Below are 23,971 nucleotides of genomic sequence, written 5' to 3'. Positions count from 1 at the left end.
TAGCGCCGCGCCCGGCGATTGGGATGGGGACCAACGGATCCGGCAAGCCAGAAAACCCGCTTCACCAATCCCCAATCCCAACTCCCCAATCCCTGCCCTCAGGCCACGTGCTTACGCTGCTTGGCCAGTTTCTTGCGCACCATTTCGCGCTTGAGCGGCGACAGGTAATCGACGAACAACTTGCCGTCCAGATGGTCCATCTCGTGCTGGATGCACACCGCCAGCAGGCCGTCGGTGCTCAGTTCCTGCGCGTTGCCCTGGCGGTCGAGATAGCGCACGGTGATCGCATCGGCGCGGGCGACGTCGGCATAGATGCCGGGTACCGACAGGCAGCCTTCCTGGTAGACCTGCTCGCCCTGCCTGCTCACGATCTCCGGGTTGATGAACACCTGCGGGAGCGTCTTCTCCTCGCTGACGTCGATCACCATGAAACGCTTGTGCACGTCCACCTGACTGGCGGCCAGGCCGATGCCGGGCGCCTCGTACATGGTCTGGAACATGTCGTCGAGCAGGGTCTGGAATGCCGGGCTGGTGAGCTCGGCAGCGTCGACCGGCACGGCCTTGGTGCGCAGCCGCGGATCGGGGAATTCGAGAATAGGGAGCAAAGCCATGGGATTACCCGTCTGGGAACACCGGCGCTGCGCCGGCAAGACGCTGTCATTCTAGCGCAATGCTTGCGTGACGCCCCGGTTTCTGGACTATAGTGCGCAGACCTGTTGGGGAATCAGGCAAGAAGGCACTCATGTTGAACCGACTTCGTACGGTCGTCGCTGCGGCGATGCTGACCGTCGCGACCTACGCTGCCGCGCAAGCGGTGGGCGAGCATCCAGAGACTTACGTGGTCCGCAAGGGCGATACCCTGTGGGACATCGCTGGACGTTTCCTGCAAAAACCCTGGTTGTGGCCGGAAATCTGGCAGGCCAACCCGCAGATCCAGAATCCGCACCTGATCTATCCCGGTGACGTGATCAGCCTGGCCTACCTGGATCGCGTCGCCAAGGGCACCGTCCAGCCCGGTCCGCGCCAGGAAGCGCCGATCAATGCGATTCCGCTGGCCGATGTCGAGCCGTTCCTGAAGAACCTGCGCGTCACCGACGACTTCGACCAGCTGCCGTATGTGGTGGGCCTGGAAGGCGGCCGCACGCGCGCCACCACCGGCCAGGTGGCCTATGTGGTCGGCCTGGACGATGCACAGCCGGGCCAGCGTTTTGCGGTGGTACGCCCGACGGTGAAGTTCAGCCTGCCCAAGCACAACGAAGACCTCGATGCGGCCGGCAACATCACCGCAGGCGCCGGCAACATCTGGAAGAACTACATCGCGCCGAGCACGCGCCGCGAGTTCCTCGGCTACGAACTGGCACAGGTCAATGTCGGCACCATCACGCGCAGCGCGGCGGGCGGCAACTCCAAGGCGGCCACCCTGCTGCTGCAGGACAGCGGCCGCGAGGTACGCGCCGGCGATCGCATCGTCGCCGTCGAGGCGCAGCCCTACGACCTGCAGTTCATCCCGCATCCGCCGTCGGAACAGGCCCTGCAGACCGAATTGCGGGTACTGGCCATCTCCGATGCCTTCACCGTCGGCGGCACCCGCGACGTGATCGCCATCTCCGGCGGTGCCCGCGAAGGCATCAACAACGGCACGGTGTTCTCGATCTGGCGCAAGGGCCGCACGGTCAGCGACCGCGTCAAGCACTCGCGCTTCTCGCGGACCGACGACGACTTCAGCGGCCCGGCCGGCTCCACCGTCGGCCTGCCCGACGAATACGCCTCGCACGCGATGGTGTTCCGCACCTTCGACAAGGTCAGCTATGCGCTGGTGATGGAAAGCGTCAAGCCGACCGGCCTGGGCTACTTCGTCAAGCATCCCGACGCGCAGTAAGCGAAAATTCCGATGCGGTAATACGACGGCGCCTGAGGGCGCCGTCGGCGTTTGCGGTTCAGGCTGGACGCATGGCCCTCCCCACTTCCGACCTGCGCGCACTCCTGACCCTGCTCCTGGCGGGCGGCCGTAGCCCGCCGCGCCATGCGCTGCTGGACTGCTTCGCCAGCCCGGCCGAGCTACTGGCGGCCGGGCCCGAGGCCTGGCTTGCCGCCGGCTGCGACGAGTTGCAGGCGGCACGGCTGCAGACCCCCGATGCGCGCTCGCTGGACGCCGCCCTGCAGTGGTGCGAGCAGCCCGGCCATCACCTGATCGGCCTGAACGATCCCGACTACCCCGCCCTGCTGCGCCACATCGTCAATCCGCCGCTGGCCCTGTTCGTGGACGGCGACCCGAACGCGCTCTGGCACCCGGGCGTAGCCGTGGTCGGCAGCCGCTCCGCCACCGCCGGCGGCCGCGACCACACCCGCGCGTTCGCCTCCGGCCTGGCAGGCGCCGGGCTGGCCATCGTCAGCGGCATGGCCGCCGGCGTGGACGCGATCGCACACGAGGCCGCGCTTGCCCGTGCCGGGGCCATCACCGTGGCGGTGGTGGGCACCGGCGCGGATGTGGCCTACCCGGCAAATCACCACTCCCTGCGCGATCGCATCGCCGCGCGTGGCGCGGTGGTCAGCGAATACCTGCCCGGCACCGGGCCGGTTGCGGGGCACTTCCCGGCCCGCAACCGGATCATCGCCGGGCTGGCCCTGGGCACCCTGGTGGTGGAAGCGGCCATGCGCTCGGGCGCGCTGATTACCGCGCGGCTGGCGGCGGAGGCCGGGCGCGAGGTGTTCGCCCTGCCCGGCTCGCTGCACAATCCGCTCGCGCGGGGCTGCCATCACCTGATCCGGCAGGGCGCCACCCTGGCCCAGGAGCCGGCCCAGGTCATCGACGGCCTGCGCCTGCTGTCGGGCGAACTGGCGAGCGCCTTGCGCCAGCGCCTGGCCGCCCCCACTGATCAGGCCAGGACACCGCCGCAAGCCGGCCCGGCGCGCCCGGATCCGGACTACCAGCGCTTGTGGCAGGCGCTGGGCCACGACCCAACCCCTATGGATTCCCTGGTCGAACGCACCGGATTGACGGCCGCCGCGCTGTCCTCCATGCTGCTCATCATGGAACTGGAGGGAGACGTGGTCACCGAGCACGGTCGCTATACCCGCAATCCCTAGTTTCTTCACCTCCACAGCGTCGCGCGACGCAGGCCGAGGGGCAATGAAAGAGAGCATTCTTGATGTACTGCTGTACCTGTTCGAACATTATTTCAGCGAAGATGCGGACCTGGTCCGCGACCGTGACTCGCTTCAGAATGGCCTGATCCAGGCCGGTTTCAGCCCCGCAGAAATCAGCAAAGCCTTCGATTGGCTGGACGCGCTCTCCGAGCAGCGGCCCAGCGTGGCGCGCCCGCATGTCGATGGACCGGTACGCATCTACCACGGCCCGGAGCTGGACAAGCTCGATGTGGACTGCCGTGGATTCCTGCTGTTCCTGGAGCAACACCGCATCCTCGACGCCGACCAGCGCGAGCTGGTGCTGGATCGCGCCATGGCGCTGGACCAGGACGAACTGGACCTGGACGACCTCAAATGGGTGGTCTTGATGGTGTTGTTCAACCAGCCGGGTGCCGAAGCGGCCTACGCCTGGATGGAAACGCAGATGTTCCTGGACGAGCCTGAACCCGTACACTGAGGCGGAAGCCGCAACGGACGCGTGCGAGGGGACGGCAATGAGTAGTTGGTATTACGCCGAGGGCAACCGCCACCGGCGTGGCCCGGTGGCCGGCGAGGCCTTGCTGGCGCTGTATCGCGAGCACGCGATTGCACTGGACACCCTGGTCTGGCGCGAAGGATTTGCCCGATGGGTGCCGCTGTCTGCATGCGCCGACGAGCTCGGGCCACCGATTTCCACCGATCTGCGCGCCGCAGCGCTGCCGCCGCCCCTGCCGTCGGTTCCGCCAGCGGCTGTTCACAACGCAGCCGCCAGTGCACCCTCTTCGTCAGCACATCGCCTTCCTGGCAACGGGCCGGGGTGGCCGCTGGCGTTGGTGCTGGGCGCGGTGGTGGGCATGTTCGTGCTGGTGGCGATGATCGGCATCCTGGCGGCGATCGCGCTGCCGGCGTACCAGGACTACACCACGCGTACCAAGGTCGCCCAGGCGATCGCGGCGCTGACGCCCCTGAAGCCGCAGATCGCCGAATTTCTCGCGCAGCAAGGCCGTTGCCCGGTCAACGGCGACGCCGGCTTTCTCGCGCCCGAGCAGTATGCAAACGATGTCCTGAGCAGCGTGCGGATCGGCCGTTTCGACACCACCAACTGCGGAGTCGAGGCGCTGCTGCGTGCGCCGAAAATGACCAAAATCGACGGCAAGGCGCTGTGGCTGGATTTCGACGCGGACGCCGGCAGCTGGCAGTGCAGCTCCGAGATCGACGACAACCAACTTCCGCCGGACTGCCGCGGCTAGTCAATCGCTCTACGCAAGGGGACTTCAATGACGCAGTGGTATTACGCCGACGCACAACGCGAGCGCCAGGGGCCGGTGGACACGGACACGCTTCGCGCGCGCCTGTCGGGAGGCCTGATCGATGCATCCAGCCTGGTCTGGCGCGAAGGCTTTCCGCAGTGGGTGGCACTTGGCGAGGTCATGGCCGAGCTGGGGATCGACACCGCCGTTCCAGCGCCCGCCGCGCCGAGCGTCGGAGATGTGCCGGTGAACGTTGCGCACAGCGAGCCGCAGGCGACGGTTCACCCGACCAGCGTCGCGGTGGATCACACGCCTGCCGCAGATGTGCCGTTTGCCGGCCCGGCGGCAGACGCTGCGCTCGGGCGGTCCGACTCCGGCCTTGCCGATTACCCTCCCGTAGCCGACCACCTGCAGCGTCCGCCGAGCGGGCAGGCTGCGCTGACAGATCCAGCGGCGTGGCCCATCACGCCGGCAGACCCTGCGGCAACCCCGGCGGCACCGAGCCCGCTCCTGACCGACACCTCCCACGCGCCTGCAACACCCGCGCATGCCGTGTCGCAACCACCGGCCGGCGCGCCGCTTCCAAGCGCCTGGGATTCCGTCGCCGCGCCCGCGGCAAGCGTCGCATTGCACGATGCCCCGGTCGTCTACGCCGGCCTGTGGCGGCGCGTGGCCGCCAGCATCCTGGACAGCCTGATCACCAGCTTTGCGGTGTACCTGATCGTGATCCCGCTGGTGTTCGTCGTGGCGCTGGCGACCAGCCGGGGTGATTCCGGCTCGGCGCTGGACGACGGCAGCGCGCTCAGCATCGCCATCCTGGTGATGTCCTACGGCATCGGCCTGGCGATCCCGACGCTGTATTTCGCCTGGATGCAGTCCAGCCGGCACCAGGCCAGCCTGGGCAAGCTCGCCTGCGGCATCAAGCTGGTGCGCGCCGACAGCAACGGCGGCCGGGTCGGTTTCTGGCGCAATGTGCTGCGCTACCTGGCCTACATGCTGATCAGCGTGCTCACCCTGGGCATCGGCGTGGTCGTGGCCGCGTTCATGGCCGGCATGACCGCGCGCAAGCAGGCTCCGCACGACAAGGTCTGCGACACCCTGGTGGTGGACCGCTGGGCGTTTACGGATCACCCGGAGCGCCAATCCAGGGGTCTGGACACGGTCACCATCGTGGTGCTGGCCATTTATGCGGTGCTGCTGGTGATCTCGGTGGTGGTGGTGGGCTTCATGCTGGCCGCCATCGGAATGAGCCAGAGCTAGCAGTTGGCGGCCCTGGCCGCTTGACACGGCGGCGTCCGCCGTGATCTTTCTAATAAGAGAACTGAACGCCCGGGCTCGTTTCCCGGGCGTTGACCTGTGGGAAACGGTCGATCTGCTTCCCTCCACCGGCCAATTAGGCCACGCTACCCGCCCCCCGGGCCCTGCCCAAAGAATTCGCCACCATGCCCAAGCACCTGCTCATCGTCGAATCGCCTGCCAAGGCCAAGACGATCAATAAATACCTCGGCAAGGACTTCACCGTCCTGGCCTCGTATGGGCACGTGCGCGATCTCGTCCCCAAGGAAGGCGCGGTCGATCCGGACAACGGCTTCGCAATGCGCTACGACCTGATCGAAAAGAACGAGAAGCATGTCGAAGCCATTGCACGCGCGGCCAAGAGCGCCGACGACATCTATCTGGCGACCGACCCGGACCGCGAGGGCGAGGCGATCAGCTGGCACATCGCCGAGATCCTGAAAGAGCGCGGGCTGCTCAAGGACAAGACGATGCAGCGGGTGGTGTTCACCGAGATCACCCCGCGTGCGATCAAGGAAGCCATGCTCAAGCCGCGCGCGATCGCGGCCGATCTGGTCGATGCGCAGCAGGCCCGTCGCGCGCTCGACTATCTGGTCGGCTTCAACCTGTCGCCGGTGCTGTGGCGCAAGGTGCAGCGTGGGCTGTCGGCTGGCCGGGTGCAGTCGCCGGCGCTGCGCATGATCGTCGAGCGCGAGGAAGAGATCGAAGCCTTCATCGCGCGCGAGTACTGGTCCATCGATGCGCATTGCCGGCATCCGTCGCAGCCGTTCAATGCGCGCCTGATCAAGCTGGACGGGCAGAAGTTCGAGCAGTTCACCGTCACCGACGGCGACACCGCCGAAGCGGCGCGGCTGCGCATCCAGCAGGCCGCGCAAGGCGTGCTGCATGTCACCGATGTGGCCAGCAAGGAGCGCAAGCGTCGCCCTGCCCCGCCGTTCACCACCTCCACGCTGCAGCAGGAAGCCTCGCGCAAGCTCGGCTTCACCACCCGCAAGACCATGCAGGTGGCGCAGAAGCTGTACGAAGGCGTGGCGCTGGGCGACGAAGGCTCGGTCGGTCTGATCAGCTATATGCGTACCGACTCGGTGAACCTGTCGCAGGACGCGCTGTCGGAAATCCGCGATGTGATCGCGCGCGATTTCGGCACCGCCTCGTTGCCGGACCAGCCCAACGCCTACACCACCAAATCCAAGAACGCGCAGGAAGCGCATGAGGCGGTACGTCCGACCTCGGCGCTGCGCACCCCGGCGCAGGTGGCGCGCTTTTTGTCCGACGACGAGCGTCGCCTGTACGAGTTGATCTGGCGCCGCGCCGTGGCCTGCCAGATGATCCCGGCCACGCTCAACACCGTCAGCGTCGATCTGTCGGCCGGCAGCGAGCACGTGTTCCGCGCCAGCGGCACCACCGTGGTGGTGCCCGGCTTCCTGGCGGTCTACGAGGAAGGCAAGGACACCAAGAGCAGCGAGGACGAGGACGAAGGCCGCAAGCTGCCGCTGATGAAGGCCGGCGACAACATCCCGCTGGACCGCATCGTCACCGACCAGCATTTCACCCAGCCGCCGCCGCGCTTCACCGAAGCGGCGTTGGTCAAGGCACTGGAGGAATACGGCATCGGCCGGCCGTCCACCTACGCCTCGATCATCCAGACCCTGCAGTTCCGCAAGTACGTGGAAATGGAAGGCCGCAGCTTCCGTCCCACCGACGTGGGCCGCGCCGTGTCCAAGTTCCTGTCCGGGCATTTCACCCGTTACGTGGATTACGACTTCACCGCCAAGCTCGAAGACGACCTGGATGCGGTCTCGCGTGGCGAGGAAGAGTGGATCCCGCTGATGGAGAAGTTCTGGGGCCCGTTCAAGGAACTGGTCGAGGACAAGAAGGATTCGCTGGACAAGACCGACGCCGGCAGCGTGCGCGTGCTGGGCGCCGACCCGGTCAGCGGCAAGGAAGTCAGCGCGCGCATCGGCCGGTTCGGCCCGATGGTGCAGATCGGCACCGTCGAAGACGAGGAAAAGCCCACCTTCGCCTCGCTGCGGCCAGGCCAGAGCATTTACTCGATCTCCATCGAAGACGCGCTGGAGCTGTTCAAGATGCCGCGCGCACTGGGCCAGGACAAGGACCAGGACGTCAGCGTCGGCATCGGCCGGTTCGGCCCGTTCGCGCGCCGCGGCAGCGTCTATGCGTCGCTGAAGAAGGAAGACGACCCGTACACCATCGATCTGGCGCGCGCGGTGTTCCTGATCGAGGAGAAGGAAGAAATCGCGCGCAACCGCGTGATCAAGGACTTCGAGGGCAGCGACATCCAGGTGCTCAACGGCCGCTTCGGCCCGTACATCAGCGATGGCAAGCTCAATGGCAAGATCCCCAAGGATCGCGAGCCGGCGTCGCTGACGTTCGAGGAAGTGCAGCAGCTGCTGGCCGACACCGGCAAGCCAGTGCGCAAGGGCTTCGGCGCCAAGAAGGCCACGCTCAAGAAGAACGCGGTGAAGGATTCGGCCAAGGAAGCCAAGGACGCCGCAGCCAAGAAGACCGCGGTAAAGAAGACCGCCACCAAGACCGCGGCGAAGAAGGCGCCGGCCAAGAAGGCCGCTGCCAAGAAGGCCAGCAAGCGCGTGGTCAAGAAGACCGCGAGCAAGGCCGCAAGCTAAGGCCGCCGCATGCAGCACACGCTCAGCCTGGACAGCGCCGTCGCCACCCTGACCCGGGGCGGCGTGATCGCCTATCCCACCGAAGCGGTGTGGGGGCTGGGCTGCGACCCGCGCCAGCAGGCCGCCGTGCTGCGACTGCTGGAGATCAAACGCCGCCCGGTCGACAAGGGCGTGATCGTGGTAGCCGCCAGCGTGGATGTGCTGCACGACTGGGTGGATCTGGACGCGCTGGCGCCGGCCCGCAAGCAGGAGGTGCTGGCCAGCTGGCCAGGCCCGCATACCTGGATCCTGCCGATCACCGCCCAGGCGCCGCGCTGGGTCACCGGCGCGCATGACGGGCTGGCGGTGCGCATCAGCGCGCACCCGCTGGTCGCCGCGCTCTGTGCGGCCTGGGGCGGCCCGTTGGTGTCCACCAGCGCCAACCTGGCCGGCGAACCGCCCGCGCGCAGCCGACAGGCGCTGGACCCGGCCCTGCTGGCCAGCATCGACGGGGTGACGGATGGCGAGGTGGGCGCATTGGCGCAACCGACCCAGATCCGCGACGCCCGCAGCGGACAGATCCTGCGCGACTGAGCAGCCGCCACGCGCCGCCTGTCGGCGCGCTTGGCCATGAACACCGCCTGCCCCTTTGCCCACAGCCGGGTAGACGCGCACACTGCGGCCATGCGTACCGTCCTGACCCTTCTGTTGCTGGCCACCGCGCTGCCTGCGTCGGCGGCCAGTACCGCCAGCAAACCGGATCCGAATGTGCGGATCTACCGCTGCGTCAGCAGCACCGGCACCGTCGCCTTGCAGGATGCGCCATGCAGCAGCGGCCGCCAGCAGGTGCTGGACCTGCAGCGTCCGCAGGATCCGCCGCCGCGGCCGCAGCGCGCCGTTGCCGCCCCGGCCGCCGTCGCGACGCAGCCACCGCGCGAGGTGCGCATCATCACCGTGCAGCCGCCGCAGCCGATGTACGAGTGCACCACCGAAGACGGCAACCGCTATACCAGCGACAGCCCGGAAGGCAATCCGCGCTGGGTGCCGACCTGGGGCCCGGCCTATGTGGGCAACGGCATTGCCCCGCCGGTCAGCGGCGGCGGCATCCAGCGCCCGCCGATTTCGGTCCGCCCACGCCCGGCGATGTCGGTGCAGGGAAGCGCCGGTCGCGGTGGAAGCCTGCGCGGCAGCGCAAGCTTCGGCGGCGGCGGTTATCAAGGCGGTTATCAGGGCGGCTACAACGGCGGCGGCTACGGCGGCGGCTACGGCGGCGGCTACGGCGGCGGCTACGGCGGCACGGTGATCGTGCCGTACGGCAACGTGCAGATCCGCGACGAATGCCATGCCCTGCCCGAACAGGAAGTCTGCGCGCGCCTGGCCGACCGTCGCTGGGAACTGATCCGCCGCTACAACAATGCCCTGCAGAGCGAGCGCCAGGATCTCAGCCGCGAACAGCGCGGTATCGACGCGCGCCTGCAGCGCGATTGCGGCGGCGCATGAGGCGCTGGCCGTGGGCGGTATTGCTGGCGTGTGCCTCGGTGGCCGGCGCACAGGAAGTGGCGATCTACCGGTGCACCGACTCCAGCGGCGCGCTTACCGTGCAGAACATGCCCTGCCCGAAAGGCATGCAGCAGCAGAAGAAACTGATGACGGCACCGGCCGCGGTACCGTTGACGGCGGATGGATTAGGCGCAGCATCGCCTGCGCGTAGCACGCCCGCTGCGCAGCCCCCCACCAGGCCGAAGACCGATGTCCCTGCCGCCGCACCCGCTGCGGCCCCGGCACCGGTGGCTGCGATGCCACCTGCCTCGACCTCGACCTCGACCTCGACCTCCACGCTGCCACCGCCGCCCTTGTTCGAATGCACCGCGCACGACAACGGGCGCTATTTCACCGAAGACCGCGAGCCGGCCACGCGCTGCCTGCCGATGCAGACCACCAACCTGGCGGGCGGGCCGGCAACCGGTGGCGGCAGCGCCTGCGAAGTGGTCACCGACCGCTGCGCACCGGTGCCGGACCAGAGCCTGTGCGAGGCCTGGCGCCAGCGTGCCGAGCAGGCCGAATCGACCTGGCGCTTCTCCGACGAGGCGCAAGCGGCCGAGCGCAAGCAGCGCTATTTGCAGATGCGCCGGGTGCTGGACGAAAGCCGCTGCGCGAATCCGTCCGCCACGCCATGACGCTGCAGCCGGCGTGGCAGCGCATGCCAGCCAGTGTGCCGGTGCAGTGCTTGCCGGGCTGATTCTTTCGAGCCACTGCAACCGTTAGCGATCACCGGATGACCTGCGCGGTGCAGCGAGCCGCATGCGAGCAAGCCCACCGCACTGTCGCCTGCAGACGCGGCGGACGAACACTGCAGGCGCAGGCGCAGCGACGGGTCGGCGCCTGCCTGCGCAGCTTCCGATGCCATGCGCAGGCACTGTCCGCGCGACCACGCACGCAGGCGTGTCAGAACCCGTAGCGCAGGAAGCCGCCATCCACCGCGATGCATTCGCCGGTGATGTAACTGGCGGCCGGCAGGCACAGGAAACCGACGGCGGCGGCCACTTCTTCCGGTTCGCCGATGCGGCGCATCGGGGTGCGCTCGATGACCTGCTCGTAGTAATCCGGATCCGACAACGGCCCGGAAGTGCGACGGGTGCGGATGTACCACGGCGCCACCGCGTTGACGCGGATGCCGTCCTCGGCCCATTCCACCGCCAGGTTGCGGGTCATCTGCTGCAACGCGGCCTTGGTCATGCCGTACGGCGCGCCACTGCGCACATGGGTGATGCCGGAGACGCTGCCGACGTTGACGATTGCCGATGCCGCGTGGCGGGTCAGCAACGGGTGCGCATAACGCGACAACTCGAAAGCGGCGAACACATTGGTTTCGAAGATGCCGCGCCACTGGTCTTCGGTGTAATCGATCGCCGCGCGGGTGATGTTGCCGCCGGCATTGTTGATCAGCAGGTGCAGGCCATCGGCATGGTCTTCCACCCAATCCAGAATCGCGCGCCGCTCTTCGTCGTCGGCCACATCGGCGGCCAGCCCATGCAGCTCGCGCTCGGGAAATTCCTCGGCCAACTCGTCGCGCGCCTGCGCCAGCGCATCGGCATCGCGCGCCACCATCAGCAGGTCCGCGCCGAAGGCCAGCAATTCGCGCGCGATGGCAAAGCCAATGCCGGCGCTGGCGCCGGTGATGAGCGCGGTCTGTCCATCCAGCCGCCAACGGAGGGTTGTCACGTGGGTCATCCTCTTTCAAGACGCAGGAAACGGCCGCAGCAGCGCGCTTGACGCATGCCTGGGGCCCGGGCGTTAGGATACCGCCACCCCGAGCGAGGTCACGACGATGAAACGGCATTGGATTCTTGCGATCAGCCTGACGTTGCTGCTGGGCGCCTGTCAGCGGCCGCAACCTGCGCCCACCGAGCAGAAGCCCGAGCCGCAGGCCACCGCCCTGCGCGACCACATCCAGGAACCGTTGAACAAGGCGCACGCAGTGCAGGCGGCAAGCGATCAGGCCGCAGATGATCAACGCAAGGCGATCGATGCGGCCACGCAGTAACCGAAGCCTGCTGGCTGAAGCACGCGCGTTTTTTGTCGACCCAGCAACTGCGCGTGCGCGCCTGCGATTGAGCGCAAGGCGATCACTGCATCTGCGCGCACGGCAAACACGCGTGAGGTCGCTCGACCGATGGCTGATTGCCTGTGACCGCGGCGCCGTGCGTCCTGCCATTTTTGCGCTGTTGGCGCGCCCGCATTGCTGCATCGCCTGAGCGCAGATACAACAACGCCGGCACAGGGCCGGCGTTGTCGATCCATCACGTTGTGAACCTGCCGCGTCAGAAGCCGCAGAAGCAGTACGCCAGCGACTTGACCGGGGTACCGCCCGCCTTGCTGTCGTGCACGGCGTCTTCGACGAAACGCAACTGCGTGTCCACTTCCGGCAGCGAGCGCGCCAGCAGTGCGCGCGCCATGCCCGAATCGCCCAGCATCCAGGCGCCCATGCGGCTGCCGGCAAATCCGCTCATGAACTGCGAGAACGGCGTCGCCGGCTTTTCCACGTAGCGCACGCGGAACTTGCCGCGGCTCAACTTGGCGCGGTCGGCCGCATCGGCCACCGCTTCGGACATGCCGCCGAACGCGTCCACCAGGCCATGCTGCCTGGCCTGCGCACCGCTCCACACGCGGCCGCGTGCGACCTTGTCGATGGCGTCCACCGACTGATGCCGCGCCTGCGCCACCTTGCCGGTGAAGTCGGCGTAGCCCTTGTTGATCACCGCCTGGATCACCTGGCCGGCGGCCGGGTCCAGCGGACGGGTGATGTCGAAGGCACCGGCAAAGCGCGTGGTGCCCACGCCATCGGTGTGCACGCCGATCTTGTCCAGCGCGCGGGTCAGGTTGGGCACCATGCCGAAGATGCCGATCGAGCCACTGATGGTCGACGGGTCGGCATAGATGCGATCGGCGTTCATGCTGATCCAGTAACCGCCCGAGGCGGCCAGATCGCCCATCGACACCACCACCGGCTTGCCGGCCTGCTTGAGCGCGACCACCTCGCGACGGATCTGCTCGGAGGCGAACACTTCGCCGCCGGGCGAATCCACACGCAGCACCACCGCCTTGACCTCGTCGTCGTCGCGCGCCTGGCGCAGCAACGCAGCGGTGGACTCGCCACCGATGCGGCCGGCCGGCTGCTCGCCACCACTGATCTCGCCAGCGGCCACCACCACGGCCACCTGCGGACGGCTGTCCATCGGCGAACGCTGCGCCTGCAACTGGCTCAGATAATCGTTGAAACCGATGTTGCGAAAGCCGCTGTCGGCGTCGCTGTCGGCCACGCCGCGCTTGGTCAGCAGCGCATCGACGTCCTCGCGGGTCTTGAGCCCGTCGACCAGCTTCTGCTGCAGCGCGAACTTGGCCAGATCGCCACCGGCGGCGGCCACGCCCTCGGGCAGCGTGTCGATGCCGGCGGTCAGCTGCGCCGGGCTCAGCTTGCGCGCCTTGCCGACATCGGTCAGGTAGCGCTGCCACACGTCGTTCATCCAGAACAGGTCCGCTTCCTTGGCGTCGGCCGAAGCGGCATCGAGAATGTACGGCTCGGCGGCGGACTTGTACTCGCCCACGCGGAACAGATGCACGTCCACGCCGAGCTTGTCCTGCAGGCCCTCGCGGAAATACTGGCGATAACGGCCAAGCCCTTCCAGCAGCACGCTGCCCATCGGGTCGAGATAGACCTCGTTGGCCTGTGCGGCCAGCAGGTACTGGCCCTGGCTCATGCTCTCGCTGAAGGCGACGATCTGCTTGCCAGAGGCGCGCAGCTTCTGCAACGCCGCGGCCACTTCGCGCTGCGAGGCGAAACCGGCGGGCTGAAACTTGTCCAGGTTCAACACCACCCGCTCGATCTTGCGATCCTTGCCGGCCGCCTCGATCACCCGCACCAGGTCGCGCAGCTGCACTTCCTCGGCGCTCTTGTCACCGACCGCCTTGGCCAGCGACCGGCTCACCGGGTCGGCGCTGAACTGCTCGACCAGCGTGCCTTCGGGGTTGATCACCAGGGTGGTGCGCTCGGCCAGCGGCTTGCTGCCGTCGCCACGCGCGATCGCCACCACAAACAGCAGCAGCACCAGGAACAGGAAGCCGAAGAACACCAGGTTGAAGATCAGGCGCCGGGTGAAATTCATCACATCCCACAGGCCGACGAAGAAACTGGCGATGGGACTGCGACGCACGGGGTGGTTCATGGAAAACTCCGTCAAAAGACGCTGCATACAATTCAATGGTGTCCAGCATACCGGCTGCGCGGCGCGCGCGGCATGCGCTGGAAGTCAGGGGGCCGTGCCGGCAGTCAGCCGCCGGCTGGTCTGCCGGAAGCGCAAGCCCATCAGGACCGACGCCACGGTCAGACCCAGAATCAGGCCGATCCACATGCCTTGCGGCCCCCAGCCCAGCCCCAGGCCGAGCCCGGCGCCGATCGGCATGCCGACACCCCAGTACGAGAACATCGCCAGGAACATCGGCACACGGGTGTCCTTGAGCCCACGCAGCGCGCCGCTGGAAAGCACCTGGATGCCGTCAGGGAACTGGAACGTGGCGGCAAACAGCAGCAGCACCGAGGCCAGCGCGGCCACCGCCACATCGTCGGTATAGACGCTCACGATGGCATCGTGGCCCAGCAACAGCACGCTGGCCGACAGCGCCTGGGTGCCCAGCACGATGGCGTAACCGGCCCAGGCCGCGCGCCGCATGCCGAGCGGATCGCCGCGCCCGACCGCATGCCCGACCCGCACGGTGGTCGCCTCGGCCACGCCCATCGGAATCATGAAACACAGCTGCGCGACGTTGATCGCGATCTGGTGCGCGGCCGCTTCGGTGGAGCCGAGCCGGCCGATCAGCAAGGCGGTGACGATGAACAGGCCGCCCTCCATCAGCACGGTGATGCCGATCGGCAGACCGGTGCGCAACAGATCGCCGATCGCACGCCAGCGCGGGCCTTCGAAATGGGCAAACAACTGCAGGTGCGCGAAGCGGCGCGAGCGCCACAGATACAGCGCAAACACGCTGGCCTGCACCCACATGGTGACCGCCGAGGCCATGCCCAGGCCCTGCGCACCGTGCTCGGCAAAGCCGAACTTGCCATAGGTCAGCGCATAACCCAGCGGCGCCAGCACCAGCAGGCCGCCAAAGCCCAGCAGCATGGTCGGCAGGGTCCAGTGCATGCCCTCGCTGAGATAGCGCATGCAGAAGTAGAACGTCAGCGCCGGCCCGCCCCAGCGCACCGCGTGCAGGAAGTCGGTCGCGCCCGGCACGATGTCCGGCGCAATCCCGAAGGTGGGCAACAGCGGCGGCACCGCACTGAGGAACGCGAACATCACCGCGCCCAGCCCCAGCGACAGCCACAGGGCCTGGCGGAACAGCGGGCCGATCTCGCGCTCGCGGCCGGCGCCGCGCAGCTGCGAGACCGAGGCGGTCAACGAGATCAGCGTGCCGATCGGCACCAGCATCGGCAGCCACAGCAGCGAGGTGCCGATGGTGACCGCCGCCAGCGTGGCGGTGCCGTGGTGACCGGCGATGACGTTATCGACAAATCCGATCAGGCCGGTGGAGACGTGACCGAGTACCAGCGGCAATGCGAGCAGGCCGGTGGTGCGCACTTCCGCGCCGAAACGCGGCGTCGCGGAGGTGGGTACAGGAGAGACAGACATGACAACCGATCGCTGCGCGGACTACGGCCGTGCCGGGAGGCGCTGGCACCGGGTCGCGTGGGGCCGCTATCTTACCCGCACTTGCGACACGGGCAGCGGCTATCGGCGGCAAGGCGTAAGGAGGGAGATGCTCGGCGGCGAGCGGCCGGCGTGGCTGGTTACCGGAACGGGATGCCTGGGCTTCAGCGCAGTCCGTGTCCTTCGTGACGCCCGCCGCTTCGCGCACGCATCGTCGAAGGCGGCAGACCTGCATGCTCTCGGCTCGGTGTTCGGCCCCGCTGCCCGGCATCGGGGAGGACACCGAGCACGTAGGCAGACGACGCCAGCGCAGGGGGCTGCAGCGGCGCAGTCCCGCCGCTGCCAATCAGCGCGCCAGCTGGCGCCTCAACCAGGCGCTGCGCGTTGCCGGCGCCTGCGCAAGCAGGGCATCGCGCAAGCCATCGCGCTCCTGCGGCGGTGTGCGTTGTGCCAGCATCGCCAGCTGTTCCAGCTGCCCGGCGTCCAGGCTGCGCAGCGCCGCCAGCAGCGTGTCGCGCTGCGCTGGCGGCACGTAGCCGATCAGGGGCTGCAACTGCGGATAGAACGCACCCAGCTGCGAGCCCAGGCGCCAGCCATCGCGATGCAGGCGATCCATTGCGGTGAACTGCGTGCGCAGCGCGCGCTGCTGGTCGTCGGGCAAGCCGTGCAGACGCTCGCGTGCCTGCCGCAATACCAACCGGTCGGTGGCGGTGAGCCCTTTCCAGGCCGCATAACGGGCGCGCAGCTCGGCCCGCTGGGCCGGCGTCAATGCGTCCCAGCGCGCGCGCTGCTGCGCGGCGCTCGGGGTTGCGGCAGTGGCGGCTGCGGGCGTCGGCATGCCGGCGGGCGCAGTCGCGTTGCCTTCCTCCAGCGGCGCCGGCAGGGTCTGCGCAGCGGCCATGCCGACAACAGCCAGCGCCAGCAGGCCGCACCACTTAATTGTCGTCATCGACGGTCTCCAGGGTGGCGGCAGGCTGGTCGGCGGCGGTGGCATGCGCGCCGGATTCGTCGGCCGGCACCGGATGGCCGGCCGCATACCAGGCGTAGAAATCGGCCGAACGCGCCAGTTCCAGGTCCGGGTCGGCCAGCATCGCCTGGTCGCGCGGATCCAGGCCGGGGTTTGCCACCACCCCCGGCAAGTCGGCGGCGGGAAGGTCTTCCACCAGCACCGGCGCGGCATCGGTGACATGCAGCACGCCGGCCGGGGCCTGCGAGACCGGCTCGGGCGGCAGGGCCGGGCGGCGATGCGTCCACCACCAGCCCAGCGCCGCAAGCAGCAGCGCCAACGCCAGCACGGCCAGCACGAGGCCGGCGTGGCGGCGGTCGATCTGCGGCCACTGCCACTGGCGTGCAGGACGGTGGCGCGGCGCGGCCGGGCGGCGCGCTTCGGCGGCGGCCACGGGCGCGGCTGCGACAGGCTGCAGCGGCATGCCGGCCAGGGCCGACTCGCGGAGCTGTGCCAGCCGGCTGACCTGCGCCGGGCTGAGCTCGCGCAACTCCTGCTGCGCCGCCTCGGCCAGGGCCCGCCAGGCCTGCGCATCCGGGTTGCCGGCCGCATCGCGCGGGCAGGCACGGGACAGCGACTGCCGATAGGCCGCCACCTCGATGCCTTGCACCTCGCTGGCAGGCTCTTCTTCCAGCCCGGCCACGATACGCAGCAGCAGCGCCAGCCGGTCGCTGGTCTGCATCCGCCCCAGTGCGGTGAACGGCGGCAGCCAGGTCCCCGGCATGGGCTCGCGCCGCAGCGGCGGTGCCGTTGCCAGCAGGCTCCAGAAGCGCATCGGCCAGCCGGCCATCGGGCGACCCGCCGCCTGGCTGCTGAATGCACGCAACGCCGCCGCCAGGGCCCGCTCGGCCGCCGCGCCATCGCCGCATTGCAGTTGTGCGAGCACCAGACCCCGGCGTTCGACACCGCGCAGGAAAGCAGACAGCGCGGCAGGGGTGACGGGGGCGTCGGGGACTACGGTCATGGGAACTCCAGCATCGGCCGGCATGATACCGACGCAATCGGCCCCCGCCGATGGCTTGACAGATCGACCCGGCTGCGCTGCGTCCCGGTGCCATCGACTGCCGTCAACTGCGCAGGTTGTGCACAGCGGCAGACATGCCGATACGCGGGCGTCTGTCAACTGTTGATTTTTCTTTGTTGCATTCGTGTTTCACGCCTAAGTGATTGATCCTTATAACTTTAAGCCGATTGGCGAAAAAATGTCCAACAGGTTGCAGAGGCTAGTGAATCCGCCTTCACAGCGTGGAGCACGAGACTAATTCACAGGCTTATCCACAGGCAGTGTGGATAAACCCGTTTCCCTAGCCCTCACATAGGTTTACGTCGGATTTATCACTTCCGTCACACAAACGCGTCGTAAGCCGAAGCACCGATTCGGAGACGACCGAGCGGCGTCTGCCGGGTGCTGGACAGGGTCGGTAGACTGACCGGATGTCTTCGACCGTCGCCACCTTGCGCGTCGCCCTGCCGGTGCCGCTGCCACAACTGTTCGACTATCTGCCTCCGGCCGACGCGCCGCTGACCGACCCGGCGCGGGTCGGCTGCCGGTTGCGAGTGCCGTTCGGGCCGCGTGAGCTGGTCGGGGTGGTGGTGGAGATCGGCCAGTTGGCCTCCGCCGAAGGACTGCGCCCGGCGCTGGCCTGGTGCGACGACGCCCCGCTGCTGGTCGAGGAGCTGGCGCGTTCGCTGCAGTGGCTGGCGCGCTACACCCACGCACCGCTGGGCGAGGCCCAGTCCAGCGCCCTGCCCGGCCCGTTGCGCCGCGGCGAGCCGCTGGCCGACACCCATGCCTGGGCCTGGCAGCTCACCGAGGCCGGACGCACCGGCGCCGCCAGCCTGCGCGCCGGCAGCCGCCCCGCCTTGCTGGCCGCCCTGTTGCTGACCGGTACGCTGGGCGAAGAACAGCTGGACCCCTTGCTGCCGCAGTGGCGCGAGGCCGCACGCAGTCTGGCCAAGCGCGGCCATGCCGAGCGCGTGGCGGTGCCGGCCGACAGCATCCCGCCCCGTCCCGGCAACGGCCCGCAGCTCAACGACGAACAGCAGGCCGCCGCCGACGCCATCCGTGCGCAAAGCGGTTTTGCCACCTATCTGCTCGATGGCGTCACCGGCAGCGGCAAGACCGAGGTCTACCTGCAGGCGATCGCCGACTGCCTGGCGGCTGGCCGCCAGGCGCTGGTGCTGGTGCCGGAGATCGGCCTGACCCCGCAGACCCTGGGCCGCTTCCGCGCCCGCCTGGGCGTGCCAGTACACGCGCTGCATTCGGGGCTGTCCGACGGCGAACGGGCGCGGGTGTGGGCGGCGGCCTGGCGCGGCGAAGCCAAGCTGATCGTCGGCACGCGTTCGGCGGTGTTCACCCCGCTGCCCAATGCCGGGCTGATCGTGATCGACGAGGAACACGACGGCAGCTACAAACAGCAGGACGGCATCCGCTATCACGCCCGCGATTTCGCGCTGGTGCGCGGCAAGGCGCTGGATGTGCCGGTGATCCTGGGCAGCGCCACGCCGTCGCTGGAGAGCCTGCACAACGCCTACTCCGGCCGCTACCGGCATCTGCGCCTGTCGCGCCGCGCCGGCGAGGCGCGTCCGCCGCGCGTGCGCGTGCTCGACGTGCGCAAGCGCCCGCTCAAGGACGGCCTGTCGCCGGAAGTGCTGGCCGGCATCGGCGCCACCCTGGCGCGCGGCGAGCAGGTACTGGTGTTCAAGAACCGCCGCGGCTATGCGCCGGTGCTGCTGTGCCACGACTGCGGCTGGACTGCCGCCTGCCAGCGCTGCAGCACGCCGCTGCACCAGACCCCGATGACCGTGCACGCCGGCGGGCGGCGCCTGCAATGCCATCACTGCGGCGCGCGCCAGCAGGCACCGCTGGCCTGCCCGGCCTGCGCCAGCCTGGCGCTGCAGCCGCAAGGCATCGGCACCGAGCGGCTGGAAGAACGCCTGACCGAAGCGTTCCCGGAGTTTCCGGTGGTGCGCATCGACCGCAGCACCACCCAGCGCCGCGACGCGCTAGAGACCCAGCTGGCGCGCCTGGGCAGCGAGGCCGGCATCCTGGTCGGCACCCAGATCCTGGCCAAGGGCCACGATCTGCCACGGCTGACCATGGTGGTGGTGGTCGGCATCGACGAAGGCCTGTTCTCGGCCGACTTCCGTGCCGCCGAAAAGCTCTCCCAGCAGCTGATCCAGGTGGCCGGACGCGCCGGGCGCGCCGACCGCCCAGGCGAGGTCTGGCTGCAGACCCATCACCCCGAACATCCCCTGCTGCAGACCCTGGTCAACGGCGGCTACCACGCCTTCGCCGATGCCGAACTGCAACAGCGCGAGGCCGCGGGATTTCCGCCGTTTGCGCATCTGGCGCTGTTCCGCGCCGAGGCCAAGGACGTGGCGGCAGCCAACCAGTTCCTGATGGCGGTGCGCAGCCTGACCACGGCAGACAGCACCGCGCAATCGCCTGCGTTTGCCGCAGTGGAGTGCTACGGCCCGATGCCGGCACCGATGCCGCGCCGCGCCGGTTTCCAGCGCACCCAGTTGCTGTTGTCGGCGCAACAGCGTTCGGCCCTGCATCGTTTGCTGGACGCGCAACTGCCTGCGATCTATGCGCTGCCGCAGGCGCGGCGCGTACGCTGGTCGCTGGATGTGGATCCGATCGATCTGTATTAGGGCGGGCGTATCGCACGCGGGGCTGCAGCCAGACCACCGTGTACCCAGCTTGCGTAGGAGCGCACCTGGGCGCGATGTGGCGTTACCGGGAATGCCCTCGCGCCCGGGTGCGCTCCTACAACACCGCGAGCGAACAGGCCACAAGTGTCCTCACGTTTTTGTAGGAGCGCGCTTGCGCGCGATGGGGCGTTACCGGGAATGCCCTCGCGCACAAGTGCGCTCCTACAGAGAACGCGGCTATTTGGCCGTGTGATGTACGAGGCGCATGTCCTTGCAGCAACGTGTCGGGTCGGCAGCACGTGCGGCGCTTGCCATGAATCACGCCGGCCTGAGCGGAAACGCGAAACTCAGGTCAGCGCGGTCATCACGCCACGCTGGTACGCAGGCCGTGCGCGCAGGCGCTGGTACCACGCCTGCAGATGTGGCAGCTCGGGCCGCTCGATCGGCATTTCGAACCAGGCGTAGATGAAGCTGCCCAGCGGAATATCACCCATCGCAAATTGCGCGCCGGACAGATACGGCTGCTGCGCCAGGGCCGCATCCGCGCGTGCGAGCAGGTCGCCCGAGTGCGCCAGCGCCGCGGCGATGCGCGCAGGATCGCGCTCGGGTTCCGGTGTGCGCAGCACGCCCCAGAACAGGTCGCGAAACACGCCGGCAAACGTCGAGGTGGTCCAGTCCATCCAGCGATCGCCCAGCGCGCGTTCGGCCGGTGCCTGCGGATACAGGGCCGGCGCATATTGCGCGGCCAGGTAGCGCACGATCGCATTGGACTCCCACAGCACCAACTCACCATCCTGCATCGTCGGCACCAGACCGTTGGGATTCAACGCGCGATACTCGGGCGTGTCGTTACGACCAAACGCACCACCGACTTCGATCGAGGTATAGGGCACCCCGGCTTCTTCGGCGCACCACAGCACCTTGCGCACATTGCTGGAATTGCGCCGCCCCCATAGCGTGATCGAGGCGTTTCCTGCCGCCGATTGCATTGCAGCGTCAGCCATCGTCATTTCCCTGCTGGCGGTTTGGGCGTCGCGCGCGCCGGACGCTTCGCGGTGGACGCCTGCGTGGCGACGGTGGCCGCTGGCTGCGCTACTTTCGCCCGCCCGCCCTTGGGCGCATCGCGCACCCACAGGGCCTGCTCGTCCTGCTTGATCTCGAACAGGCCGATCGCACGCACCAAGTCGCTGAGTTTGCGATAACCGTAGTTGCGTGGGTCGAACGAGGCCTGGTTGGCCACCTGCTTGCCCACCGCCCCCAGATGCGCCCAGCCATCGTCTTCGCAGGCACTGTCGATCGCATTGCGCAGCATCTGCACCAGCCGGGTGTCGCCGCGCAGCGCGGTGGCATCCTTGCGGCCGGCGGCGGTGTCGCTGGCCGCTGCCGCCTGCTCGCCCAGCGCTTCGACATAGGTGAACTTGGAACAGGCATTGACGAACGGCGCCGGGGTTTTCTTCTCGCCGAAGCCGTACACCTTCATGCCATCGGTGAGCAGACGCATCACCAGCGGAGTGAAATCCGCATCGCTGGAAACGATCGCAAAGCCATCCAGATTGCGTGCATACAACAGGTCCATCGCATCGATCACCATCGCCATGTCCGAGGCGTTCTTGCCCGAGCTGTAGGCAAATTGCTGGATCGGCCGGATCGCGTATTCGTGCAGCGCCGCTTCCCAGCTCTTCAGGTGCGGACTCTTCCAGTTGCCGTAGGCGCGGCGCACGTTGGCCACGCCATAGCGCGCCACTTCGGCCAGCACCACGTCGATCTTGCCGGCCGGCGCGTTGTCGGCATCGATCAGCAAGGCGATGCGTTTGTCGGGATTGTCGATCATGGTCATTCCTCGAAGGTGTCGGCAGAGTCGGTGTCGCTTGCGGTGTCGATTTCGGTGTCGGCCGCATCGGCCGACGGCAGCGTGTACTGGCTGCCATCGTGCATGGTCAACACGCCATCGCTCAGGATCTCGCGCTCGGACCCGCCGCTGACCCAGGTGGCATGCACGCGGCCGCGGCCGCGATCGCCTTCCACCGTGAACACGAAATCGTCGTCACCCGGCGCCAGACCGGTGCGCACCAGATCCACCCGCATCGTGTGGATCTGGCCGATCTGTTCCTGCACCACCGCATCGTCCTGCAGCGCGGCGCGTGCCTGGTCGGCAAACAGCGACCAGCCGAACACGATCAGCCAGCCGAGCGCGCCCAGCACCAGCATGCCGAACAGCACCACGCAGGCCGCCAGCCCGATCAGGCCGAGTGAGACGCCGCTGAGTTTCTGTCCGGGCGCACGCGCGGCAGCCGGTGCCATCGCCGGCGAAGCGGATGGCGGTGGCGGTGGCGACAGCGGCGGCAACGGCGGCGGTAGTGACGGCATGCGGTCATCATGTGGATGAGATGCGACATGATGCCGCAGGCAGGCTGGATCCAGGCGGCATGTTCATTACCGATGCGGCATGCTGATGAGCCCGCGTCGCAATCCATCGGACCTTACGATGACTTCTTCCCCCTCCCAAGCTCCGCTGCACCTGGTTGTGGTTGGCGGCGGTTTCGCCGGCTTATGGGCCACCCGCGCACTCGACGATCCCGGCATCCGCATCACCCTGATCGACCGCCAGAACCATCACCTGTTCCAGCCGCTGCTGTACCAGGTCGCCACCGCCGGCCTGTCGGCACCGGATATCGCCGCGCCGCTGCGCCACATCCTGCGCGAGCAGCGCAATGTCGAAGTGCTGCTCGGCGACGTCGCCGAAATCGCACCGGCGCGCCGTGAGGTGGTGCTCGCCGACGGCAGCACGCTCGGCTACGACATGTTGCTGCTGGCCACCGGCGCCACCCATGCCTACTTCGGCAACGATCAATGGGCCGAGCATGCGCCCGGCCTGAAGACGCTGTACGACGCGCTGGTGCTGCGGCGCAAGTTGCTGCTCGCCTTCGAGCGCGCCGAGGCAGAGTCCGACCCGGCCGCACGCGCAGCCTGGCTGAGTTTTGCCGTGGTCGGCGGCGGCCCGACCGGCGTCGAGCTGGCCGGCACGCTGGCCGAGATCGCCCGCCACACGCTCAAGAACGAATTCCGCCATATCGACCCGCAGCAGGCGCGCGTGCGCCTGGTCGAAGCCGGCCCGCGCGTGCTGCCCTCGTTCCCGGACGATCTCACCGCCAAGGCGCGCAAGCAGCTCGAGCGCCTGGGCGTGGAGGTGCACACCGGCACGCCGGTCACCCACATCGATGCGCTGGGCTATCAGCTCGGCGACACCTTTGTGCCTGCACGCACCGTGGTGTGGGCCGCCGGCGTGGCGGCATCGCCGCTGGCGCGCACGCTGGGCGTGCCGCTGGATCGTGCCGGCCGCGTGCTGGTGGAGCCGGACCTGAGCGTACCCGGTCACCCGGAGATCTTCGTCGGCGGCGACCTGGCCTCGGTCCAGCAGGACGGCCGCCCGGTACCGGGCGTGGCACCGGCAGCAAAGCAGATGGGCAAGCACATCGCCAAGGCGGTCCGCGCCCGCCACCGCAGCCAGCCTGCACCAGCCTTCCGTTACCAGGACTACGGCAACTTGGCCACGATCGGCCGCATGGCCGCCATCGTGCATGTCGGCAAGCTCAAGCTCTCCGGCATCGTGGCCTGGTGGTTCTGGCTGGCCGCGCACGTGTACTTCCTGATCGGCTTCCGCAACCGGTTCGTGGTGCTGGTGAACTGGGCGATGGCGTACTGGAGCTACCAGCGCGCCGCGCGCATCATCTTCGGCGGTGCCACCGACGACCCACCGCCCAGCAGCAAGGACGGATGACAGCGGCTCAGGCCGTGCGCGATGCTGTGCGG

21 protein-coding genes are annotated in these 23,971 nt (G+C 68.3%); 12 read left to right on the top strand and 9 right to left on the bottom strand.

Annotated elements, in window-relative coordinates:
- Positions 1 to 98: 98 nt before the first annotated feature.
- Positions 99 to 611, bottom strand: coding sequence for a peptide deformylase (gene def / locus AC1KVE_RS10945; RefSeq protein WP_046344678.1), 513 nt, complete (start codon positions 609 to 611; stop codon positions 99 to 101).
- A gap of 131 nt (positions 612 to 742) precedes the next feature.
- Between def and AC1KVE_RS10940 the strand changes: the two genes are divergently transcribed.
- The 9 genes from AC1KVE_RS10940 to AC1KVE_RS10900 all read left to right on the top strand — a co-directional run bounded on the left by AC1KVE_RS10940 (position 743) and on the right by AC1KVE_RS10900 (position 10,473).
- The gene (locus tag AC1KVE_RS10940) at positions 743 to 1,879 is read left to right on the top strand and encodes a LysM peptidoglycan-binding domain-containing protein (RefSeq protein WP_104575567.1); all 1,137 of its coding nucleotides are present in this window, start codon (positions 743 to 745) and stop codon (positions 1,877 to 1,879) included.
- A gap of 71 nt (positions 1,880 to 1,950) precedes the next feature.
- Positions 1,951 to 3,087 (top strand): DNA-processing protein DprA, encoded by a 1,137-nt coding sequence (gene dprA / locus AC1KVE_RS10935; RefSeq protein ID WP_481092085.1) that lies wholly within the window; start codon positions 1,951 to 1,953, stop codon positions 3,085 to 3,087.
- A gap of 43 nt (positions 3,088 to 3,130) precedes the next feature.
- Positions 3,131 to 3,604, top strand: coding sequence for a DUF494 family protein (locus tag AC1KVE_RS10930; protein WP_003484452.1), 474 nt, complete (start codon positions 3,131 to 3,133; stop codon positions 3,602 to 3,604).
- Between the two features lie 37 nt (positions 3,605 to 3,641).
- Positions 3,642 to 4,376, top strand: coding sequence for a pilin (locus AC1KVE_RS10925; RefSeq protein ID WP_435004737.1), 735 nt, complete (start codon positions 3,642 to 3,644; stop codon positions 4,374 to 4,376).
- Positions 4,377 to 4,403: 27 nt separating this feature from the next.
- A complete protein-coding gene (locus AC1KVE_RS10920; protein WP_481092084.1) occupies positions 4,404 to 5,636 on the top strand; it encodes an RDD family protein in 1,233 nt (410 codons plus the stop codon).
- 182 nt (positions 5,637 to 5,818) lie between these two features.
- Positions 5,819 to 8,317 carry a DNA topoisomerase I gene (locus AC1KVE_RS10915; RefSeq protein WP_184458050.1) on the top strand — a complete coding sequence of 833 codons (2,499 nt, stop codon included), beginning with the start codon at positions 5,819 to 5,821 and terminating at the stop codon, positions 8,315 to 8,317.
- Positions 8,318 to 8,326: 9 nt separating this feature from the next.
- Entirely contained in the window at positions 8,327 to 8,890 is a 564-nt protein-coding gene (tsaC, locus tag AC1KVE_RS10910) for an L-threonylcarbamoyladenylate synthase type 1 TsaC (RefSeq protein WP_039515356.1), read from the top strand.
- Positions 8,891 to 8,980: 90 nt separating this feature from the next.
- A complete protein-coding gene (locus AC1KVE_RS10905; protein ID WP_481092083.1) occupies positions 8,981 to 9,796 on the top strand; it encodes a DUF4124 domain-containing protein in 816 nt (271 codons plus the stop codon).
- Entirely contained in the window at positions 9,793 to 10,473 is a 681-nt protein-coding gene (locus AC1KVE_RS10900) for a DUF4124 domain-containing protein (protein ID WP_184458046.1), read from the top strand. Before AC1KVE_RS10905 ends, AC1KVE_RS10900 begins: the two co-directional genes overlap by 4 nt.
- Before the next feature lie 268 nt (positions 10,474 to 10,741).
- On the opposite strand, the gene AC1KVE_RS10895 is transcribed toward AC1KVE_RS10900, so the two are convergent.
- Positions 10,742 to 11,518 carry an SDR family oxidoreductase gene (locus tag AC1KVE_RS10895; protein WP_184458044.1) on the bottom strand — a complete coding sequence of 259 codons (777 nt, stop codon included), beginning with the start codon at positions 11,516 to 11,518 and terminating at the stop codon, positions 10,742 to 10,744.
- Between the two features lie 106 nt (positions 11,519 to 11,624).
- Here AC1KVE_RS10895 and AC1KVE_RS10890 point away from each other — a divergent pair, with 106 nt between their 5' ends.
- Positions 11,625 to 11,840: a hypothetical protein gene (locus tag AC1KVE_RS10890; RefSeq protein ID WP_016903674.1), complete on the top strand. Its 216-nt coding sequence runs from the start codon at positions 11,625 to 11,627 to the stop codon at positions 11,838 to 11,840.
- 277 nt (positions 11,841 to 12,117) lie between these two features.
- On the opposite strand, the gene sppA is transcribed toward AC1KVE_RS10890, so the two are convergent.
- The 4 genes from sppA to AC1KVE_RS10870 all read right to left on the bottom strand — a co-directional run bounded on the left by sppA (position 12,118) and on the right by AC1KVE_RS10870 (position 17,468).
- Positions 12,118 to 14,019: a signal peptide peptidase SppA gene (gene sppA, locus AC1KVE_RS10885; protein ID WP_184458042.1), complete on the bottom strand. Its 1,902-nt coding sequence runs from the start codon at positions 14,017 to 14,019 to the stop codon at positions 12,118 to 12,120.
- Between the two features lie 84 nt (positions 14,020 to 14,103).
- Positions 14,104 to 15,480, bottom strand: coding sequence for an MATE family efflux transporter (locus tag AC1KVE_RS10880; protein WP_054591083.1), 1,377 nt, complete (start codon positions 15,478 to 15,480; stop codon positions 14,104 to 14,106).
- A 364-nt stretch (positions 15,481 to 15,844) separates the two neighbouring features.
- Positions 15,845 to 16,447 (bottom strand): DUF3106 domain-containing protein, encoded by a 603-nt coding sequence (locus AC1KVE_RS10875; protein WP_481092082.1) that lies wholly within the window; start codon positions 16,445 to 16,447, stop codon positions 15,845 to 15,847.
- Positions 16,434 to 17,468 carry a hypothetical protein gene (locus AC1KVE_RS10870; RefSeq protein ID WP_481092081.1) on the bottom strand — a complete coding sequence of 345 codons (1,035 nt, stop codon included), beginning with the start codon at positions 17,466 to 17,468 and terminating at the stop codon, positions 16,434 to 16,436. The genes AC1KVE_RS10875 and AC1KVE_RS10870 overlap by 14 nt, the downstream gene beginning before the upstream one ends.
- Positions 17,469 to 17,938: 470 nt before the next feature.
- On the opposite strand from AC1KVE_RS10870, the gene AC1KVE_RS10865 reads away from it, so the two are divergent.
- On the top strand, positions 17,939 to 20,161 hold the full coding sequence (locus tag AC1KVE_RS10865) for a primosomal protein N' (protein ID WP_481092080.1): 2,223 nt from the start codon (positions 17,939 to 17,941) through the stop codon (positions 20,159 to 20,161).
- Between the two features lie 347 nt (positions 20,162 to 20,508).
- Here the strand turns inward: AC1KVE_RS10865 and AC1KVE_RS10860 are convergent, their stop codons facing one another.
- From AC1KVE_RS10860 to AC1KVE_RS10850, 3 genes are read right to left on the bottom strand one after another with little or no spacing between them, the layout of a single operon-like run.
- Positions 20,509 to 21,171, bottom strand: coding sequence for a glutathione S-transferase family protein (locus AC1KVE_RS10860; protein ID WP_386134523.1), 663 nt, complete (start codon positions 21,169 to 21,171; stop codon positions 20,509 to 20,511).
- Complete coding sequence (locus AC1KVE_RS10855; RefSeq protein ID WP_481092079.1) at positions 21,168 to 21,998, bottom strand: NYN domain-containing protein; 831 nt, start codon at positions 21,996 to 21,998, stop codon at positions 21,168 to 21,170. Before AC1KVE_RS10855 ends, AC1KVE_RS10860 begins: the two co-directional genes overlap by 4 nt.
- The gene (locus AC1KVE_RS10850) at positions 21,995 to 22,528 is read right to left on the bottom strand and encodes a hypothetical protein (RefSeq protein ID WP_481092078.1); all 534 of its coding nucleotides are present in this window, start codon (positions 22,526 to 22,528) and stop codon (positions 21,995 to 21,997) included. The genes AC1KVE_RS10855 and AC1KVE_RS10850 overlap by 4 nt, the downstream gene beginning before the upstream one ends.
- A gap of 118 nt (positions 22,529 to 22,646) precedes the next feature.
- Between AC1KVE_RS10850 and AC1KVE_RS10845 the strand changes: the two genes are divergently transcribed.
- Positions 22,647 to 23,939, top strand: a complete 1,293-nt coding sequence (locus tag AC1KVE_RS10845) for an NAD(P)/FAD-dependent oxidoreductase (protein WP_481092077.1) — start codon at positions 22,647 to 22,649, stop codon at positions 23,937 to 23,939.
- Positions 23,940 to 23,971: the final 32 nt, after the last annotated feature.

The sequence above is a fragment of the Xanthomonas sp. NCPPB 2864 genome (assembly GCF_056675615.1).
The sequence above is the reverse complement of the archived record's forward strand: the minus strand, read 5'-3'. Positions and strand labels throughout refer to the sequence as shown.